The 18,507-nt window shown below is 60.3% G+C and carries 13 protein-coding genes and 1 tRNA gene; 8 read left to right on the top strand and 6 right to left on the bottom strand.

The genetic code is table 11. From position 1 onward, the window contains the following. Positions 1-11: 11 nt before the first annotated feature. Complete coding sequence (locus QD336_RS04945) at positions 12-1,448, bottom strand: glutamine synthetase family protein (protein ID WP_269342047.1); 1,437 nt, start codon at positions 1,446-1,448, stop codon at positions 12-14. A 123-nt stretch (positions 1,449-1,571) separates the two neighbouring features. On the opposite strand from QD336_RS04945, the gene QD336_RS04940 reads away from it, so the two are divergent. Then, positions 1,572-2,756 carry a BaiN/RdsA family NAD(P)/FAD-dependent oxidoreductase gene (locus QD336_RS04940; RefSeq protein ID WP_499169630.1) on the top strand — a complete coding sequence of 395 codons (1,185 nt, stop codon included), beginning with the start codon at positions 1,572-1,574 and terminating at the stop codon, positions 2,754-2,756. A 309-nt stretch (positions 2,757-3,065) separates the two neighbouring features. Here QD336_RS04940 and QD336_RS04935 read toward each other — a convergent pair whose 3' ends face one another. Beyond that, entirely contained in the window at positions 3,066-3,413 is a 348-nt protein-coding gene (locus QD336_RS04935; RefSeq protein ID WP_269342434.1) for a hypothetical protein, read from the bottom strand. 86 nt (positions 3,414-3,499) lie between these two features. Between QD336_RS04935 and QD336_RS04930 the strand changes: the two genes are divergently transcribed. After that, complete coding sequence (locus tag QD336_RS04930; protein ID WP_269342051.1) at positions 3,500-4,372, top strand: LysR family transcriptional regulator; 873 nt, start codon at positions 3,500-3,502, stop codon at positions 4,370-4,372. A gap of 15 nt (positions 4,373-4,387) precedes the next feature. On the opposite strand, the gene QD336_RS04925 is transcribed toward QD336_RS04930, so the two are convergent. Together QD336_RS04925 and aceA are read right to left on the bottom strand one after the other, a co-directional pair. Further along, positions 4,388-4,645 (bottom strand): SMc00767 family acetate metabolism repressor, encoded by a 258-nt coding sequence (locus QD336_RS04925; RefSeq protein WP_004432604.1) that lies wholly within the window; start codon positions 4,643-4,645, stop codon positions 4,388-4,390. 95 nt (positions 4,646-4,740) lie between these two features. Continuing rightward, positions 4,741-6,030 carry an isocitrate lyase gene (aceA, locus tag QD336_RS04920; RefSeq protein ID WP_269342052.1) on the bottom strand — a complete coding sequence of 430 codons (1,290 nt, stop codon included), beginning with the start codon at positions 6,028-6,030 and terminating at the stop codon, positions 4,741-4,743. A gap of 254 nt (positions 6,031-6,284) precedes the next feature. Between aceA and QD336_RS04915 the strand changes: the two genes are divergently transcribed. The 5 genes from QD336_RS04915 to QD336_RS04895 all read left to right on the top strand — a co-directional run bounded on the left by QD336_RS04915 (position 6,285) and on the right by QD336_RS04895 (position 12,084). Next, the gene (locus QD336_RS04915) at positions 6,285-7,700 is read left to right on the top strand and encodes a helix-turn-helix domain-containing protein (RefSeq protein WP_269342053.1); all 1,416 of its coding nucleotides are present in this window, start codon (positions 6,285-6,287) and stop codon (positions 7,698-7,700) included. A gap of 152 nt (positions 7,701-7,852) precedes the next feature. Beyond that, the gene (locus QD336_RS04910) at positions 7,853-8,950 is read left to right on the top strand and encodes a polyamine ABC transporter substrate-binding protein (RefSeq protein ID WP_269342055.1); all 1,098 of its coding nucleotides are present in this window, start codon (positions 7,853-7,855) and stop codon (positions 8,948-8,950) included. Positions 8,951-9,188: 238 nt separating this feature from the next. Further along, positions 9,189-10,346: an ABC transporter ATP-binding protein gene (locus tag QD336_RS04905; protein WP_269342057.1), complete on the top strand. Its 1,158-nt coding sequence runs from the start codon at positions 9,189-9,191 to the stop codon at positions 10,344-10,346. Positions 10,347-10,358: 12 nt separating this feature from the next. After that, the gene (locus QD336_RS04900; RefSeq protein WP_269342059.1) at positions 10,359-11,267 is read left to right on the top strand and encodes an ABC transporter permease subunit; all 909 of its coding nucleotides are present in this window, start codon (positions 10,359-10,361) and stop codon (positions 11,265-11,267) included. Positions 11,268-11,271: 4 nt separating this feature from the next. After that, positions 11,272-12,084 carry an ABC transporter permease gene (locus QD336_RS04895; protein ID WP_269342060.1) on the top strand — a complete coding sequence of 271 codons (813 nt, stop codon included), beginning with the start codon at positions 11,272-11,274 and terminating at the stop codon, positions 12,082-12,084. A gap of 310 nt (positions 12,085-12,394) precedes the next feature. Here QD336_RS04895 and QD336_RS04890 read toward each other — a convergent pair whose 3' ends face one another. Both QD336_RS04890 and QD336_RS04885 read right to left on the bottom strand, forming a co-directional pair. Beyond that, on the bottom strand, positions 12,395-14,059 hold the full coding sequence (locus QD336_RS04890) for an ABC transporter permease (RefSeq protein WP_499169626.1): 1,665 nt from the start codon (positions 14,057-14,059) through the stop codon (positions 12,395-12,397). Between the two features lie 202 nt (positions 14,060-14,261). Further along, the gene (locus QD336_RS04885) at positions 14,262-18,056 is read right to left on the bottom strand and encodes an ATP-binding protein (protein ID WP_499169624.1); all 3,795 of its coding nucleotides are present in this window, start codon (positions 18,054-18,056) and stop codon (positions 14,262-14,264) included. Between the two features lie 316 nt (positions 18,057-18,372). On the opposite strand from QD336_RS04885, the gene QD336_RS04880 reads away from it, so the two are divergent. After that, positions 18,373-18,449 (top strand) — tRNA-His (locus tag QD336_RS04880). Positions 18,450-18,507 lie beyond the last annotated feature (58 nt).

The raw sequence follows: 18,507 nt of genomic DNA, 5'->3' as shown, positions 1-18,507 counted from the left end.
CTCGGGGTTCCTTACACGTTGAGAAGCAGGAATTCCCGCTCCCAGGGGCTGATCACCTGCATGAAGGTCTCGAACTCCCCGCGTTTCAGGCCGGCATAGAGGCCCACGAATTCATGGCCGAACACCCGGTCGAACTGCTCTTCGCCCTCCAGCAACGCCACGGCCTCAAGCAGACCGCGCGGCAGTTCGATGGAGCCCTCATTGGCCGTATCGGCGGTGGGTTCGGTCGGCTCGATATTGTTGACGATGCCAAGCCAGCCGCAGCCGAGCGAGGCGGCAAGCGCGAGATAGGGATTGGCGTCCGAGCTCGGCAGGCGGTTTTCGACGCGCCGCGCCTGCGGACCGGAAATCGGCACCCGGAAAGCGGTGGTGCGATTGTCGTAACCCCAGGCATTGTTGACCGGGCAGGCCATGTCCGGCGTCAGGCGGCGATAGGAATTCACGTAAGGCGCCAGCATGACCAGCGCGTTCGGCACATAGCGCTGCATGCCGCCCACGAAGTTGAAGAACTCCTTGGAAGGGCCGCCATCCTTGTTGGAGAAAATATTGCGGCCGCTGTCGATCTCCACCACTGACTGGTGGATATGCATGGCCGAACCCGGCTGGCCCTGCATGGGCTTCGCCATGAAGGTGGCATAGATGCCGTGTTTCAGCGCCGCCTCGCGGATGGTGCGTTTGAACAGGAAAACCTGGTCGGCAAGCTCGATAGGATCGCCATGGCGCAGGTTGATTTCCAGCTGCGCCGGACCCTCCTCGTGGATCAGCGTATCGATCTCGAGGCCCTGTTTTTCCGAGAAGTGATAGATGTCGTCGATCAGCTCGTCGAACTCGTTGATGCCGGCGATGGAGTAGCTCTGCCCGCCGACGATGGAGCGGCCGGACCGGCCCTTCGGCGGGTGCAGCGGATAATCCGGGTCGTCATTCATGGCGACGAGGTAGAATTCGATTTCCGGTGCGACGACTGGCTTCCAGCCCTTTTCGGTATAGAGCGAAAGCACATTCTTCAGCACGTTGCGCGGCGTGTAGGGCACGAAATTGCCTTCCGCATCCACCACGTCGCAGATTACCTGCGCGGTCGGGTCGGTTTCCCAGGGCACGACGGACAGCGTGGAAAGATCGGGCACCAGCTTCAGGTCGCTGTCGCGCGGCTCATAACGGAAATTGGCGGTCTCGTCGGGATATTCGCCTGATATCGTGTGGCGGTAGAGCGCAGACGGCAGGGCAAGCGAGGTATCGCCCGTGAATTTCGCCGTGGGCATCATCTTGCCGCGGGGAACCCCGGCAAGGTCGGGGGTGATGCATTCTATATCCTCGATCCCGCGCGCACGCAGCCATTGCGCGGCTTCGCGCCAGGAGGAAACGCCACGGGGGGAGGAAAGGTCGAGGGGAGGTGTCTTTGCCATGGTTGCCTGTTTCTTCGGGCGGAGCATGGTTTTCTTCGGGGGCATGTATCACCGGGTCTGTGTTTCGACTGGCGCCATCATAACCGTAGTTTGGCAATTGGCGAGGGGGAAAGCGCCATTGACAAGTGGCGGCACTTCGAAAAGAGGAAAGGAAACGGAACGGATGGAATGATGACAGAGAAATGTGACGTGCTGATTTTGGGGGCGGGCGCCGCCGGCATGATGTGCGCCATCCGCGCCGGTCAGCGCGGCCGCTCCGTCGTCATTCTCGACCACGCCAAAGCGCCGGGCGAAAAGATCCGTATCTCCGGCGGCGGGCGCTGCAACTTCACCAATATTCACGCCGGGCCGAAGAACTATCTCTCCGCCAACCCGCATTTCGCCAAATCCGCGCTCGCCCGTTACACACCCCGCGATTTCATCGCTCTCGTCGAAAAACACCGCATCGCCTGGCACGAAAAAACGCTCGGTCAGCTCTTTTGTGACGACAGCGCCAAGGACATCATCCGCATGCTGCTTGGCGAAATGCAGGCGGTGAATGCGAAGCTGCGGCTCGAAACCTCGATCTCGGCTGTCACCCATGATGGCGGCCGCTTTCGTGTCACGACCTCAGGCGGCGTAATCGAAGCGGAAAGCCTCGTCATCGCGACGGGCGGCAAGTCGATCCCGAAAATGGGCGCGACCGGCTTTGCCTACCAGATCGCCGAGCAATTCGGTCTCAAGCTCATCGAGCCGCGTCCCGGCCTTGTGCCGCTGACGCTCGATCCCGCTTTGCTGGAAAGGCTGAGCCCGCTTGCCGGCGTCGCGGTTCCAGCCGAGGTCTCTCACGGCAAGACCTTGTTTGAGGAAGCGCTGCTCTTCACCCATCGTGGTCTGAGCGGTCCCTCCATCTTGCAAATCTCATCCTATTGGCGTGAAGGCGATGCGATCCGCCTGAAACTCGAACCGCATCGCGATATCGCCGCGCTGCTGAAACAGGCGAAACAGAAGAACGGCCGCCAGTCGCCCCAGACGGCATTATCGGAAATCCTGCCGAAACGGCTCGCCCAGCACGTCGTCGAACAATCCGGCCTTACCGGTCATCTGGCCGATATGTCCGACAAGGCTCTGGCGAAGCTCGCCAGCGAGGTGCAGGACTGGCAGATCAAGCCCGCCGGTTCCGAAGGCTACCGCACGGCGGAAGTCACGCTCGGTGGCGTGGACACGATGGCCCTCGATTCCCGCAGCATGGCGGCGAAAGCGGTGCCGGGCCTGTTCTTCATCGGCGAATGCGTTGACGTCACCGGCTGGCTCGGCGGCTATAATTTCCAGTGGGCCTGGGCGTCCGGACAGGCGGCAGGCGAATTCGCGTGAGATGGGCTCAGTCAGTTGGTTGAAGCATTCTCTCTTCCGTCATTTCGGCCTTGAGCCGGAATCCAGCCAGCCCAAGTCTTTGGGCTGAAATACTTTCTCGCCGCACGGACATGCGTCGGCTGGACCCCGGATCTAGTCCGGGGTGACGGCGTGCGGATGGGCGCGTTTGCCAAACTCATCAGCCGAGTTTGTGGCCCGTTCTCGCCCTCTTTAACATTCTGTTAACAGGCGCGGAGTCATCCTGACCGAATGCCAGCAAAGCCGGATCGCTCAGCGATCCCGCTGCACATGATGTCAGGCTGGAGGCTCTTAACAGGGCATGGGTCGGTTGAGTTTTTCGTCAGGAGCCCGCGCATGAACAGATCCGCACATCGTCGCCCTCGCGCCATTGCCATCGCCCGCGCCGAAAGCGAGAGCCGGCAGATGGCCTTTCGCCTCGGCATCATCGCAACCGGCGCTCTCGCGGCTCTGATCGCCCTCTTTTACTGACCCGCGGTCCTTCGACTTCATCATTCCTACAAGTATGCGGAAAAGCCGCCACGGCCAGGACGCTTCGGCCATATCAGCATAGAACTTCTCTTCCTGCAGAATGGCTTCGTGCCGGGTGCGCGGCTGCTGGTTTTCGATGATGACCCGTGCTGCAAAAATCGCGTGCATGTTCGCTCTCCTTCTTATGCGGAGGGTCATGATGCACGCCGTTTTTTGATTTATCTGCGCAAGAAAATGCGCTACGTTTTTCACCGATGAAAAACGTCACCTGGGATTCCTATCAGCTTTTCCTCGATGTGTCACGCAGCGGCGGCCTGACCGGGGCGGCCGCGCTGACGGGTCTTAGCCCCGCGACCGTGGGGCGGCGCATGGTGGAGCTGGAGGAGCGCATCGGCAAGGCCCTGTTTCAGCGTAGCCAGACAGGATATGCCCTGACGGCGGATGGTCGCGCGCTGTTCGACCGGCTTCAGGCGATGGAAAATGCTGCCAGGGATATCGAGGGATGGCAGAAGGCATCCTTGGCCTCTTCCACCGTGCGCATCGCCGTCGGCACCTGGAATGCCTGGCTGCTGACTGGCAACTTCTCCGCCATCTGCACCGACCGTGATGATTTCCGCATCGATCTTTTCATAGCGGAACAGAGGGCGTCTCTGGCCCATCGTGAAAACGACATCGGCATCCGCGCTTTCGAGCCGCAGGAAAAGAACCTCGCCGCCATCAAGACGGGGGAGGTGGCCTATGCGCCCTACAGGCTGCGCAACGCCGCTGCCGCCGTTGCCGACCGCTGGCTGGCGGTGGCGGAAGACGGCGCCATTTCCACCTATCTGCGCTGGCCGCATGAGAACCGCCGCAGCGATATTGCTGTGACGGTGAACCGGCCGGTGGCGCTGCTCGATCTGGTGTTGGCCGGGGCAGGGGTCGCCGTGCTTCCCTGCTTCGTGGGAGATGCGGATGCACGGCTTCTTCGCGAGGGTGGCGAAATCGAACCACTCCGCCACAATCAATGGATCGTCATGAACAATGACGATCGCCACCGCCGCGATATACGGACGGTGGCGGATCGGATGACCCGTCTGATCAAAAGCCATTCCGATCTTTATGCCGGTCGCAAGAGCCGCCCGGCATAAGAGAAAGGCTGTCCCTCAGGCGGCGTCACGCCCCTGCGCGACGATGACGGGGATCAGAAGATCGCCCCAGTTGCCGCCGCCGCCATGGTGGCGGGCCGAGCGGACGAGCTCGACGGAAACACCGGCCTCGACGGCTTTCATGACAGCCTGGTTGAGGCGGTGCAGATCATTGGCCAGCATGCGGATGGCGGCCTGCTGATCCTGCGTCATGGCGGAGGATTGTTCCTCGGCGCGTTCCTTGACGTGGGTCTTGATGGGGTTGTGGGCATTCATGGCATTTCTCCTCTCTTTATTGGTCGGGGTTCTTGATCCGGTTTGCAAGCCCTTCCCAGCCTTTGATTGTTGCCGGGAAGGGCGGTTTTCTCGATTTATTCAGCCGCCGGGCGGAACTGGTCGTGCTCGGTGGATTCCTTCATGGCGGTCGTGGACGAGGTGCCGCCCGAGATGGCGAGCGACACGGCGTCGAAATAGCCGGTGCCGACTTCGCGCTGGTGCTTGGTGGCGGTGTAGCCGTTCACTTCCGCCGCGAATTCCGCTTCCTGAAGCTCGGAATAGGCCGCCATCTGCCGGTCCTTGTAACCGCGCGCCAGTTCGAACATGCCGAAATTCAGCTGGTGGAAACCGGCGAGCGTGATGAACTGGAACTTGTAGCCCATCGCGCCGAGCTCCCGCTGGAACTTGGCAATCGTCGCGTCGTCGAGGTTCTTTTTCCAGTTGAACGACGGCGAGCAATTGTAGGCGAGCTTCTTGCCGGGATGCACCTTGTGCACGCCTTCCGCAAACCTGCGCGCCTGTTCGAGATCCGGCTTTGAGGTTTCGCACCAGATCAGGTCGCAATAGGGCGCATAGGCAACGGCACGGGCAATACAGGGCTCAAGACCGTTCTTGACCTGATAAAAGCCTTCGACGGTGCGGCCGGCATCGTAATCCACGAAGGGGCGGTCGCGCTCATCGATGTCGGAGGTCAGAAGCTTGGCAGCCTCCGCATCCGTGCGGGCGATAACCAGCGTCGGCACACCCATGACATCTGCAGCGAGACGCGCTGCCGTCAGGTTGCGGATATGCGCTGCCGTCGGGATAAGAACCTTGCCGCCCAGATGGCCGCATTTCTTTTCCGATGCCAGCTGGTCTTCATAGTGAACGCCCGCTGCGCCCGCCTCAATGAAGGCCTTCATGATCTCGAAGGCATTGAGCGGCCCGCCGAAACCGGCTTCCGCATCGGCAACGATCGGCGCGAACCAGGTGTCGACCGAAAGGCCCTTGCCTTCCGCCGTCTCGATCTGGTCGGCGCGCTGCAAAGTGCGGTTGATGCGCTTGGCAAGCTCCGGTGCCGCATTGGCGGGATAAAGCGACTGGTCCGGATACATGGCCGATGCCGTATTTGCGTCCGCAGCAACCTGCCAGCCGGAAAGATAGATCGCCTTCAACCCGGCGCGAACCATCTGCATGGCCTGGTTGCCGGAAAGCGCGCCGAGCGCATTGACGAAATTCTCCTCGTTGATCAGCTTCCACAGCCGGTTAGCACCCATCTCGGCCAGCGAATGGCGGATTTCGACGGAACCGCGCAACCGCTCCACGTCGGCGGCGGTGTAGGTGCGCTCGATGCCCTCGAAACGGCCCTGCGGTGCGCCCGGAACAAGTTTGTAAAAATCCGTCATACTTCTCTCTCCCATGACAAATGCGGTTTCTAAAACGGGCTGTCGTGAACTTCGTGTGGCGCCGTTCTGTGTGACTACATTTACATTTTTGGAGATTTCAACGCCAGAACAAACATAAAAACAGTGACTTGAAAGAGGTTATCCTGTAGGGTGCGTGACAGGGTGGAGTTGTAAAACTGTAAATTTTGTAAAAAGCTCTAGCCCGACGGGTTTGTAACAGGCTTGTATGAATCACGGGATGGGAAGGTGAGGCTGTGTCGGAAAACAAGATTTTTGCCGGACCGCGCGTACGCCGTATTCGCAACGGTCTCGCATTGACGCAGACGGCCATGGCCGAGGCGCTGGCGATCTCGCCGTCCTATCTCAATCTCATCGAGCGCAACCAGCGGCCGCTCACGGTGCAGCTGCTTTTGAAGCTCGCTTCGGTCTACAAGGTCGATCTGGATGACCTGCAGGGCGAAAGCGCCGGTTCCGCCGGGCAGCTGCGTGAGGTCTTCGCCGATCCATTGCTGGCGGGTGAAGTGCCATCGCCGCAGGAACTGATCGAGGTCGCGGATGCCGCGCCCAATGCGGCAAGTGGTGTCCTCAAGCTTTACCGGGCCTACCGGGAGCAGGCGCAGCGCCTTTCCGACCTTTCCGATCTTCTGGCGCGGGAGGGGCATGAGACCGCGTTGTCTTCCACTCGGCTGCCGATCGATGAGGTGCGGCATGTCTTTGAAAACCGGCCAGCCTATTTCCATGCCATCGATGCGGCGGCGGAAGAACTCCATAAACAATTGTCGGCGGGTGATGATCTCGCCTCCGGTCTTCGTGCGTGGTTACAGAAAAACCACGGCATCGTTGTCAGAACTCTGCCGGTGCACGCCATGCCGAATCTGAGGCGGCGTTATGACCGCCATTCGATGCGGCTGTTTTTGTCGGAGCGCCTGTCGCAACCGGATCAGCTCCGGGAAATGGCGATGGAGACCTGTCTTCTGGCGCTGCGCGAAGAGATTGGGGCGGAACTGGAGGCGCTGGGCCTGAAGGGCGAGGAGGCGCGGCGTATCGCCCGTTTCGAACTGGCGCGTTATGCCGCCCATGCGCTGATGATGCCCTATGGCGCGTTCCTCAGCGCCGCCCAGCGCGCGAAATATGATCTCGATGTTCTGCGGTCGCGCTTCAACGTCTCGTTCGAACAGGCCGCCAACCGGCTCGTCAGCCTGCAACGGCCAACGGCCGCGGCGATCCCGTTTTTCCTGATGGAGATCGACAATGCTGGCAACCGCTTCCGCCTTGCCGGGGCCGGCGGTTTTCCGAGGGCGCGATTCGGCGGCCTCTGTCCGCGGCTCAATATTCATGCAGCCTTCGCCCAGCCGGGGCAGGTTCTGGTGGAAGCCGTGGAAATGCCTGACGGCGATGCTTTCCTCACGGTTTCGCGCACGCTGGAAGGCCCGCAGGCGGGCTTCGGCGAAAGGGTGAGGCGAACCGCCGTGCTTCTGGGCTGCGATCTCGGCCAGGCGGGGGAAACGGTCTATGGCCCGGCCGCTTCGGGCGCGGCACCCGTTGCCATCGGCCCCTCCTGCCGGCTGTGCGAGAGGCAGGGCTGCCTGTCGCGGGCGGAAGCACCGCTCACACGTCCGCTCGGGCTGGATGAAATGGTCACGGGTCTCAGTGTTTTCGACTTCCAGTAGGTGTTTCCATCCGCTTTTTTGTGGCCGGAACACATTTGGTTGAAAATGCTGTGCCGCACATTTCCCGCTTGCTCCCTTTTGTTTTCCTTTCTAGTCTCTCGCAAAAAAGGGGATCACGCTCCCACCGTGAGGATGCGTTAACAGGAGACATCATGAAAAACCGTTCTCTCCGTCTGACCTTGGCTCTCACCACCGCGCTCGTTGCAGCAGGCTCGGCAATGGCCCAGGAGAAGGTCGTCCACGTCTATAACTGGTCGGATTATATCGACGAATCGATCCTTGCCGATTTCACCAAGGAAACCGGCATCAAGGTCGTTTATGACGTGTTCGACAGCAACGAACTCGTGGAAACGAAGCTTCTCGCCGGAAGCTCGGGTTACGATGTCGTGGTGCCCACCGGCCCCTTCCTCGCTCGCCAGATCAATGCCGGCGTGTTCCAGAAACTCGACAAGTCCAAGTTGCCGAATCTGAAGAACATGTGGCCGGACGTCTCCGAGCGTCTGGCGAAATACGATCCTGGCAACGAATATGCCGTCAACTACATGTGGGGCACCACCGGCATCGGTTATAACGTCGCCAAGGTGAAGGCCGCCCTCGGCGATGTTCCGGTCGATAGCTGGGATATTCTCTTCAAGCCGGAAAATGCCGAAAAGCTGAAATCCTGCGGCATCAATATTCTCGATGCGTCGGACGAAACCTTCGCCATCGCCATGAACTATCTCGGCAAGAATCCCGACAGCAAGGAAACCGCCGATCTCGAGGCGGGCGGCGATGTCTACATGAAGATCCGCCCCTCCGTGAAGACCTTCAATTCCTCCGCCTATATCGACGAACTGGCGAATGGCGATACCTGCATCACCATCGGCTGGTCGGGCGATATCCTGCAGGCGAAAACGCGCGCCGAGGAAGCCAAGAACGGCGTCGAGGTGAACTACGTCATCCCGAAGGAAGGCACCTATATGTGGTTCGACAACCTTGCCATCCCGGCGGATGCCAAGAATGTCGAGGAAGCGCACGCCTTCATCAATTATCTGATGCGCCCGGAAGTCATCGCCAAGGCATCCAACTATGTCCAGTATGCGAATGGCAACCTTGCCTCGCAGGCACTGATGGATGAGGCGGTCGCCAAGAACCCGGCGGTCTATCCCGATGCCGAGACGATGAAGAAGCTCTTCACCATCTCGCCCTACGGGCCGAAGGAACAGCGCGTGCTGAACCGCGTCTGGACGCAGATAAAGACCGGCAGCTAAGCGGATCCGGAGAGGGTGGACACCGTCCATCCTCATTCCTGTGCTCGTCACGGGAATCCAGCGACCTGAATCTGTCAGGTCAGATGAAGTCTTTTCAGCCCGGAGACTTGGGCTGACTTGATCCCTGCTACATCCTCGGCCTGTTCCGGGGAACGGGGATGAAGACAGGTGGGGATGGCGTCGATCCGGCCTCGCTGTCGTATACGTTTCGATGGATTCTTGGTGAAATGGGGCGGGCATGGCAAAGACACTCGGACCGGTCAAACGCAAATTCAGCCCTTGGGACAATCCCGATGCGGTGCCCTTCATCCGTTTTGAAAACGTCACCAAGCGTTTCGGCGATTTCGTCGCCGTCAACAATCTGACGCTTGATATTTACGAGCGCGAATTCTTCTCGCTGCTCGGCCCGTCCGGCTGCGGCAAGACCACGCTGATGCGCATGCTGGCCGGTTTCGAAGAGCCGACCGAAGGCCGCATCCTGCTTCAGGGCAAGGATATTTCCGGTGTGCCGCCCTATAAGCGTCCCACCAACATGATGTTCCAGTCCTACGCGCTTTTCCCGCATATGTCGGTGGAAAAGAACATCGCCTTCGGCCTCGAACAGGACGGCATGGCCAAAGCGGAAATCGCTTCCCGCGTCGAGGAAATGCTGAAGCTCGTGAAGCTCACGGAATTTGCCAAGCGCAAGCCGAGCCAGCTTTCGGGCGGCCAGCGGCAGCGCGTGGCGCTCGCCCGTTCGCTTGCCAAGCGGCCGAAGGTGCTTCTGCTGGACGAACCGCTCGGCGCGCTCGACAAGAAGCTGCGCGAGGAAACGCAGTTCGAACTGATGGATATCCAGACCAATCTCGGCCTCACCTTCCTCATCGTCACCCATGACCAGGAAGAGGCGATGACGGTGTCGGACCGCATCGCTGTCATGGACAAGGGCAACGTCGTGCAGGTGGCGACGCCGGCCGAGATTTACGAAGCGCCGAACACACGCTACGTGGCGGACTTCATCGGCGACATCAATATTTTCGACGCGAACGTCGTCGCCAACGCCTCCGATATCGGCAGGCCGGGTCTGGTGACGCTGGATTGCGAAGGGCTGAAGGTTTCGGTGGAGCAGGAATGCGCGGCGGCGACCGGCAGTCAGGTGGCCTACGCCATCCGCCCCGAAAAAGTCCGCATCTCGCTCGACCAGCCCGCCGATAGCAGCATCAATTCCGCCTATGGCGAGGTCTGGGACATCGGTTATCTCGGCGACTTTTCCGTCTTCATCGTCAAGCTTGCCGATGGCCGTGTCATCCGCGCGGCGCAGGCGAATGTCTCGCGTCTCGTCGATCGTCCGATCACTTTCGGCGATATGGTATGGCTGAACTGGAAGCCGGATTCCGGCCTCGTCCTGACACGCTGAGGGAGGCTTGAGATGGCGATCACCACTCCCGAAAACCGGCAAAGTCCCTGGCGCTGGCTGGTCGTTGCGGTTCCCTATTTCTGGCTGCTGCTGTTCTTCGCCGCGCCGTTTTTTATCATCTTCAAGATCTCGCTGTCGGATACGGCGATCTCCATGCCGCCCTATACGCCGGTCTTTGAAGGGTTTTCGAAGCTCGGGGCGTTCTTCTCGCAGCTCGATTTCGAGAACTACCTGTTTCTGACGGAAGACCCGCTTTACATCGACGCTTACCTCTCGTCGCTGCGCATCGCCTTCATCTCCACCTTCCTGCTTCTGCTGATCGGTTATCCCATGGCGCTGGCCATGGCGCGCGCGCCGTCATCCATCCGCCCGACGCTGGTGATGCTGGTGATCCTGCCGTTCTGGACCTCGTTCCTGATCCGCGTTTATGCCTGGATCGGCATTCTGAAGCCGGAAGGCCTGTTGACGGTGCTGTTCCAGTGGCTCGGGTTTCTCGGACCAGACCAGCAGGTCAACATCTTCCGCACCGAAACGGCGATCTTCATCGGCATCGTTTATTCCTATCTGCCCTTCATGGTGCTGCCGCTCTATTCAGCGCTGGAAAAACTCGACAATACGCTTCTCGAAGCTGCGGCCGATCTCGGCTGCCCGCCCTGGAAGGCCTTCTGGAAGATCACCTTTCCGCTCTCCCTGCCGGGCGTGGTTGCCGGGGCGATGATCTGCTTCATCCCGATCACCGGTGAATTCGTCATTCCCGATCTGCTTGGTGGCGCGCAGACGCTGATGATCGGCAAGACGCTGTGGACGGAATTCTTCGGCAATCGCGACTGGCCGCTGGCCTCCGCCGTGGCCGTGCTACTTCTGCTCCTGCTGGTGGTGCCCATCGCCATCTTCCAGAACCAGCAGAAGAAAGTGGGGTGAGGCCATGAAGCGCGGAAAATTCGACATCACCGTCCTCACCCTCGGTTTTGCCTTTCTCTATATCCCGATCATCATCTTGATCGTTTATTCCTTTAATGCCTCAAAGCTGGTCACGGTCTGGGGCGGCTTTTCGCTGCAATGGTATAGCTCCATGTGGGCAAACCAGGGGCTGATGGATGCGGCCTGGGTGACGTTGCGTGTCGGTATCCTCAGTGCCACCATCGGCACCATCCTTGGAACGCTGGCGGCGCTGTCGCTGACGCGATTCGCGCGCTTTCCGGGCCGGGTGCTGTTTTCCGGCATGATCTATGCGCCGCTCGTCATGCCGGAGGTTATCACCGGCCTGTCGCTGCTGCTGCTCTTCGTAGCCGTCGGGGTGGATCGTGGTTTCTGGACAGTGGTCATCGCCCACACCACCTTCACCATGTGTTACGTGGCGATCGTCGTGCAGTCGCGCCTTCTGACTTTCGATCGCAGCCTGGAGGAAGCCGCGCTCGATCTCGGCTGCCCGCCGGTCAAGACCTTCTTCCGCATCACCCTGCCGCTGATCTTCCCGGCCGTCATCGCCGGCTGGATGCTCGCCTTCACCCTGTCGCTCGATGATCTCGTTATCGCCAGCTTCGCCACCGGCCCCGGTGCGACGACGCTGCCGATCAAAATCTATTCGCAGGTTCGCTTGGGCGTGACGCCGGAAATCAACGCCATCTGCACGATCCTGATCGGTCTCGTGACGATCGGCGTCATCGTCGCCTCCATTGCCTCCAAGCGCACCGAATTGCAGCGGATGCGCGACGAACATGCGGCTGCACGACACTGACCAGACGGAACGTCTCGGTTTCTTCGCGTTACTGTTGAAATCGCGATAAAATCAGAAACCTGTAATTTAGTTTTGGCACATTACGGTCTCAGAATAGGAATTTTCGTCGGTAATTGATCGATTTTGGTTTTAACTCCTTGTTAATGGGAGTTGGCGGAAAGTAAATCCAACGCAGGGCCGTCATATGTTTGATGGCCGGGATTGATAATTTCCAAATGGCGAGATTGTCCCCCTTTCTCTCGTTGAAAAGCACAACTCATACAGGCGGCCGCAAGGCCGCCTTTCTTTTTGCGGATGTTGCCGGTGCCTTTCAGTGATTTTCCGGATGATCCATCGATTTCGAGACGAGCAGGACGGGAATAAGCCCTGCTATGATGATGATGATCGCCGGCACGGCGGCATCCTGCACCCTTGAGCGGGATGCATCCTCATAAACCAGCGTGGCAAGCGTGTTGAAACCGAAAGGCCGGAGCAGGATGGTCGCCGGCAGTTCCTTCATGGATTCGATCAGCACCAGAAGGAAGGCGGTCAGTGCGGCCGGCCGCATGTTCGGCAAAAGCACCTTGAACAGCGTCTGCGCCCGGTTGCGCCCAAGTGTGCGCGAGGCCATGTCGATATGCGGTGAGAGCTTCTGGAAACCGGCATCCAGCGTGCCCTCTGCCATGGTCATGAAACGCACGGCATGGGCATAAATGATGGCAAAGGCGGTGCCGGAAAGCAGCAGCCCGCTGGAAAAGCCGAAATAGGAACGGAGGAACCCGTCAACACCATTGTCGAGGTTTGCGAGCGGAATGAGCACGCCGATGGCAAGCACGGTTCCCGGCACGCCATAACCCATGGAGCCGAATCTCGCGGCCACTTTTGAGGTGCGCGAGCGCTCTGTGCGGATGGCATAGGAAAACACGAAGGCGGCAATCAGCGTCACGAGGGCGGCCGAAAGCGAGACTTCGAGACTGTGCCCCAGCGCTTTCAAAAGCTTTGGCGCCATAAGCGCATCCAGCCTTTTCACGGCATAACCGCCCAGCACGATGACCGGAATGAAAAAGCCGCTTGCTACCGGCAGGAAGCAGAACAGGCTCGCGCACCAGCGCCGCCAGCCGGCCAGCGCCTTCAGCCGGTGGCGCTGCGCCATGCTCGTCGCTTTCGGTGCGCCGAAGCGCTGTTTTTCGCGGGCATTGCGTTCGACGACGATCAGCGCGCCGACGATGATGAGGATGATGGCGGCGATCTGGGTCGCATTGGCGAGATTGCCGCGATTGAGCCAGGTCTCGTAGATGGTGAAGGTGAGCGTCTGGACACCGAGATATTCGACAGCGCCAATGTCGTTCAGCGTCTCCATCAAGACCAGCGACAGCCCGATGGCAATCGCCGGCCGCGCCATAGGCAATTGCACGGAGAAGAACACATTCAGCGGCTTTGCCCCGAGCGTGCGGGCCGCTTCAGCCGCAAACCGCCCCTGCATGGAAAAGGCGGCGCGGGCGGAGAGATAAACATAAGGGTAAAGCACCGAACTCAGGACAATCACCGCACCGCCGAGCGAGCGGATATCGGGAAACCAGTAGTCACGGATGTTGTGGTAACCGAAGGCGGCGCGCAACGCGCTCTGCACCGGCCCGGTGAAATCGAGAAACTCGCCGAATGCATAGGCCGCCAGATAGGAAGGGATCGCAAGGGGCAGGACAAGTGCGGCAGACACCAGCCGCCGCAGTGGAAATTCGAATGTGGTGACGAGCCAGGCGCAGACGATCCCGAAAAACGCCGTCGTCGCGGCCGTCAGCCCCAGCAACATGAAGGTGCGGAACCCGGCGCGTGGCAGGACATTGGCGAGAAGATGCTGCCATCCCTCCGTGCTGCCGGTCAGCGCCAGCCAGAAGATCGCCAGAATGGGCATGGCGGCAATGGCCGCGATAATGACCGCCGTAATCGGCAGCACTGAAACACGTTTTGTCGCTGGATGGGAAATGGTCATGGGCATGCGGGCCTGTTGTCTTGCGAAAGCCTCAACGCGTTACGCATCCCCTGGTACACTGTATGACCCAACGAATTCTTGTGTTGTCGCATCCGCATTTCCCTCATTCCTGTTCCCGGGCTCGTTGCGGGGAACAGGAATGAGGGAAATGCGGTGGCTTCGGAAAACCACCTGCTTCCTACCGCCGCATTGCTACGCCCGCATGGCCTCAGTTGGCAAGAACCCGCTGCGATGGAAAGGTGATTTCCACCAGCGTGCCTTCATTCGGCGTGGAGGTGATGGAGAAATTCGCGCGGTTGGCGTCGACCATGGCTTTCGTCAACGGCAGGCCAAGCCCGGTGCCATCACCGCGCACGCGCTTGCCCGACGACGCCACCTGCCGGAACGGCTTCATCGCCTGTTCCAGTTCCGCCCGTGTCATGCCGATGCCGGTGTCGCGGATGCGCAGCGATACGCTGCCATTGGCCTCATAGGCGGTGGAAACAACGATCTGGCCGCCGGATGGGGTGAAGCGGATGGCGTTCGACAGGATGTTCAGCACGATCTGCTTGATCGAGCGCAGGTCGGCGACGATCTGCGGTACGGATTGTGCCAGCGCCGTGCGGATGATGACGCGCTGGTTATTGGCCTGCGGCTGCACCAGCGAGACGGCCTCGGCCACCGTCTCGTTCAACGGCACGGCGATGAAATCCACATCCATCTGTCCGGCCTCGATCTTGGAAATATCGAGCAGATCATTGACGATATCGAGCACGTGCCGGCCGGAACGGCCGATATCATTGGCATATTCCACATAACGCGGATGGCCGATCGGCCCGAAACGTTCCGTCGCCATCATGTCGGCAAAACCGATGATGGCGTTGAGTGGCGTGCGGATTTCATGGCTGACGCGGGCAAGGAAATCGGTCTTGTGCGCATTGGCGGTTTCCGCCGCCCGCTTGGCGTTGCGCAGTTCCTCTTCCGTGCGCTTCCACTGGGTGATGTCACGGATGACGGCGCAATAGCCATGGGAAGATTTGAGCCGCCCGATGGTCATGAACAGCGGCAAGAAGCCGCCGGATGCCTCGCGGCCGATCACTTCGCGGCCGTCATTCAGCACGCTGGCGACGCCGTTATTGGCAAGGCCGGAGAGATAATCCAGCACGGCGCGCTGGCTCTCATGGGCAAAGAGCGTCACGAAGGGTTTGCCGGCGATTTCGCCATTATCATAGTTGAACAGCGCGCTGGCGGAACGATTGAGCGAGCGGATTTCGCCCTCGTCGCCCAGAAGCACCACGCCATCGGTGGCGGTTTCCAGAATGGAATGCAGCTCTTCCACTTCGCCCTGCAACAGGGAGAGGCTGCCGGCCTCGGCATTTTCCGGATCTGCGGCGATATTTTCATTGGCCGCCGTAACCGACACCGGCTTTTCCTCCAGCGGAACCAGCGACAGCATCAGCGCCTTGGTCTCTTCCCAGCGGATGGATTGCAGCCGCGCCTTGACCGGGATGATGTCGTTTTCGGCGCTGACGACCACCATGCCGCCCTCGTGGTTCGGCATGTCTTCCAGTTCCTGCCGTTGCAGCAGCGCTTCCAGTCCGCCCACTTCTTCCAGTTCGACTAACGAGTCATAGCCCGTCAGTMGCAAGAAATCGGGATTGGCGTGGATCAACCTGTCGCCGGCATGCACCAGAAGCGCCACGGGCATCTGGTCCAGTGTCTCGGCCGTCAGCGAATCGGCGGGGCGAACGGACGGGCTGACCACGGCGGCGGCAATATTGGTAACCGACTGCTCGCCAGCCGCAGCCGCCTGCTGTTCTTCTGAACCGCTCTCATCTGCGGGTGCGCGAATGGCCGCCGGCTGCTCACCACGGACATAATCGGCGAAAAGATCGTCTTCTTGTTCCGGCTCTTCTTGTGTCGGTTCTTTTTGCGCGGGTTCCGCCGCCTTTCCGTCATTTGCCATGCCGGAGGGCGCGCTTTCCGAAATATCCGCAGCGATATCTTGCTGGACATCCTGCACGGCGGAAACGGCTTCCGTCTCCGGCTTCCGGCTTTCCTCCGAAACCGTATCCGTGGGCGCGAGCGCCCGGCCGATTTCGCGGAAGGCGGCCTGCTCGCCTGCGGTCAGGCCTTCGCGGGAGCGCGAGCGGCGTTCCTCCAGATGAACGATCTTGTCGGAATAGGATGGCTCCGGTGCGGGCGCCGTGACCGGCGCTTCGAATTCCGGCGGCGTGTAATCATGGTGCTGTTCGTCCGGCGAAACCTCGTTCGCAGTATCGTCTGCGGTTTCGACCTCCTCAATCGGGGTTTCAGCCTCTGCCGCCGAGCCGGAATTATCGTCCGCGTCGTCATCCTCGTCGATAAAGGCCAGCAGTTCATGGCCCTCATCTTCGATGGCGGGCTGCGGCAAAACCTCTGCCGGATCAGCCCCTTCGCCGTCCAGGAAGGTCAGGCCGGTCGCGTGCGGGTCCTCGGTGGCATCGGCCAGCCGCACGATGCCGAAACCACGGAAACCGTCAAATTCGCGCAAGCGGGTATAGGTGGGCAGGGCGGCGAGATCGATCGGCACCATCAGGGATGTGCCTTCCACCGGCCAGTAGATCGTCTTGCCCGACCAGGTATCGCGACGGCCGAGAAGCTCACGGATCTTGCCGTCCGGATCGAGATTGAACAATGCGGCGACATCGGCGAAACCCATGCCTTCCACGGCCGCCGCCTTTGCACCCACGGCTTCCGCGAATTCATGCGAGATCGAGCTGAAACGCCCCTCGGCGTCGATTTTCCAGACAAAGCGGGAAGCGCGCGCACCGGGATTGAAGACAAAAGGCCGTGCTTCCTCCGCAGGTGCCGTTTCCACTGGAATATCCCCGTTGGCCGATGGGGCATCCGCTGCCGTTGCGGCTTCGGCAATCCCTTCTTCCGCTGGTGCGTTCTCCGTCTCCACGGCCTCTTCGCCCTGATCTTCGCTGACTGTCCGGTCGGTTGCGGGAGCCACCGCTTCATCCGCGTCGAGTTCGAAGAGATCGGCGATGTCGTCGGTCATCGCCACATTCGCGGCGGCATCGGCATCCCGCAGGGGAACGTCCAGAGGAGCCTGCGTTTCGGTTTCCGGCAAAGGCAAGACGTGGTCCTGCTCCACCTCGGCTTCCGCCTCTGCTTCGTCTTCGGGATCGGCCAGTACGTCCTGCTCGTCTTCCACATCCTCTATGCCGGCAACAGCATCAAGAACGGCATCGAAAGAGGCTGCCGCCGCGATGACGGGCGCGGTTTCCGCAACCGGCAAGGCGGGTTCTGCTATGGCCGGAGCCTCCTGCGGCTTCTCCTCGGTAAAGCCGTTGACGGGATCGAGCGTCCCGAGCGCGGTTTCCACCACGAACATCAGGTTCAGTTCGGGCGATGACGTGATCTGGCCGGTGGCGGCGGGCAGATAACCCTTGCCGGTCGGCACCGGGCGCTTGACGAGGTGACCGGACTGGCCAGCAGCCATTTTCACCAGGGTGCGTGCCGTGTGCGGCGTAATGCCGAGCGACGAAAAGCCGGGCGAGGCGGCAATGATCTCATTGTCGCCGTTCAGAACCGCCATATGAATATCCGGATCGTCAAACCCTTCGATCATGCGCCGGGCGCATTCGGCCACGTCGGGCGCGGCCTGGTCGGTGAGAGCGGAAAACAGAATGGCCGGATGGCCAGGCTCCGCCTCGATGATCTCCGCGCGGGCGGTGACGGCAAGGCTGCGAAAACCCGAGGTGATGCGAATGGTAAACGGCAGGCCGTCGCCGGCCTTGGAAAGCCGGGCCGCCGTGGCCGCCAGTTGCCGGAAGGTCACGTCCTGCCGTTTCGGCCCCTGTTCCAGAAAATCGTAAACCATCGGCGTGCCGAACAGCGCCGCACCCCGCCCATTGGCCCAGAGAACATTTTGAAGGTCGAGCGAAAACAGCGCCATGGCTTCACCGCGCCCGAAACCTTCACGCACCCGTTCATGCACTGCGATATCGATAAAGGGATACTGGACGGCGGGCATGTCGAAACCTATTCTGGCACTACCGGACCTTGCGGGCTTTTCAGCTTCCTCATGAAGCCGAAACTTAAACCTGCTAAGGCATCACGTTAACAGAATTTTAAATAACTTCACAGCGCGGCCCGGTCCACCGCCCGGTGGATGAATCGCCAAATAGAGTTAACATCAACAGGCCCATTCGCGCTTCCCGCTCTCAGGGCACCCTATCGAAAAGCGCTTGCCTTTCGCAGCCTTTTTTCGCAAAATTCGAAGAGGCACTTGCAAATGGGGAAAACACCTTTTATGTCACCCCCCGTGACGCCGCTTCGGCGTTTCATGTGCGGTTGTAGCTCAGTTGGTTAGAGCGCAGGTTTGTGGCACCTGAGGTCGGTGGTTCGACCCCACTCAACCGTACCATTCCCCTCTCCCAGTAAGTTTATATGTCACAAGGACTTACCGGGAGAGGGGAGTTTCC

Origin of the sequence: Rhizobium sp. BR 250, from assembly GCF_047445855.1 — a bacterium.
Lineage (GTDB): Bacteria > Pseudomonadota > Alphaproteobacteria > Rhizobiales > Rhizobiaceae > Agrobacterium > Agrobacterium tumefaciens_I.
This window is presented reverse-complemented; position numbering and strand designations above follow the sequence as displayed.

Excerpts from the sequence above, each read along its gene's own strand:
- QD336_RS04945 (WP_269342047.1), bottom strand. The coding sequence starts at position 1,448 with ATGCCCCCGAAGAAAACCATGCTCCGCCCGAAGAAACAGGCAACCATG.
- QD336_RS04940 (WP_499169630.1), top strand. The coding sequence starts at position 1,572 with ATGATGACAGAGAAATGTGACGTGCTGATTTTGGGGGCGGGCGCCGCC.
- QD336_RS04935 (WP_269342434.1), bottom strand. The coding sequence starts at position 3,413 with ATGCACGCGATTTTTGCAGCACGGGTCATCATCGAAAACCAGCAGCCG.
- QD336_RS04930 (WP_269342051.1), top strand. The coding sequence starts at position 3,500 with ATGAAAAACGTCACCTGGGATTCCTATCAGCTTTTCCTCGATGTGTCA.
- QD336_RS04925 (WP_004432604.1), bottom strand. The coding sequence starts at position 4,645 with ATGAATGCCCACAACCCCATCAAGACCCACGTCAAGGAACGCGCCGAG.
- aceA (WP_269342052.1), bottom strand. The coding sequence starts at position 6,030 with ATGACGGATTTTTACAAACTTGTTCCGGGCGCACCGCAGGGCCGTTTC.
- QD336_RS04910 (WP_269342055.1), top strand. The coding sequence starts at position 7,853 with ATGAAAAACCGTTCTCTCCGTCTGACCTTGGCTCTCACCACCGCGCTC.
- QD336_RS04905 (WP_269342057.1), top strand. The coding sequence starts at position 9,189 with ATGGCAAAGACACTCGGACCGGTCAAACGCAAATTCAGCCCTTGGGAC.
- QD336_RS04900 (WP_269342059.1), top strand. The coding sequence starts at position 10,359 with ATGGCGATCACCACTCCCGAAAACCGGCAAAGTCCCTGGCGCTGGCTG.
- QD336_RS04895 (WP_269342060.1), top strand. The coding sequence starts at position 11,272 with ATGAAGCGCGGAAAATTCGACATCACCGTCCTCACCCTCGGTTTTGCC.
- QD336_RS04890 (WP_499169626.1), bottom strand. The coding sequence starts at position 14,059 with ATGCCCATGACCATTTCCCATCCAGCGACAAAACGTGTTTCAGTGCTG.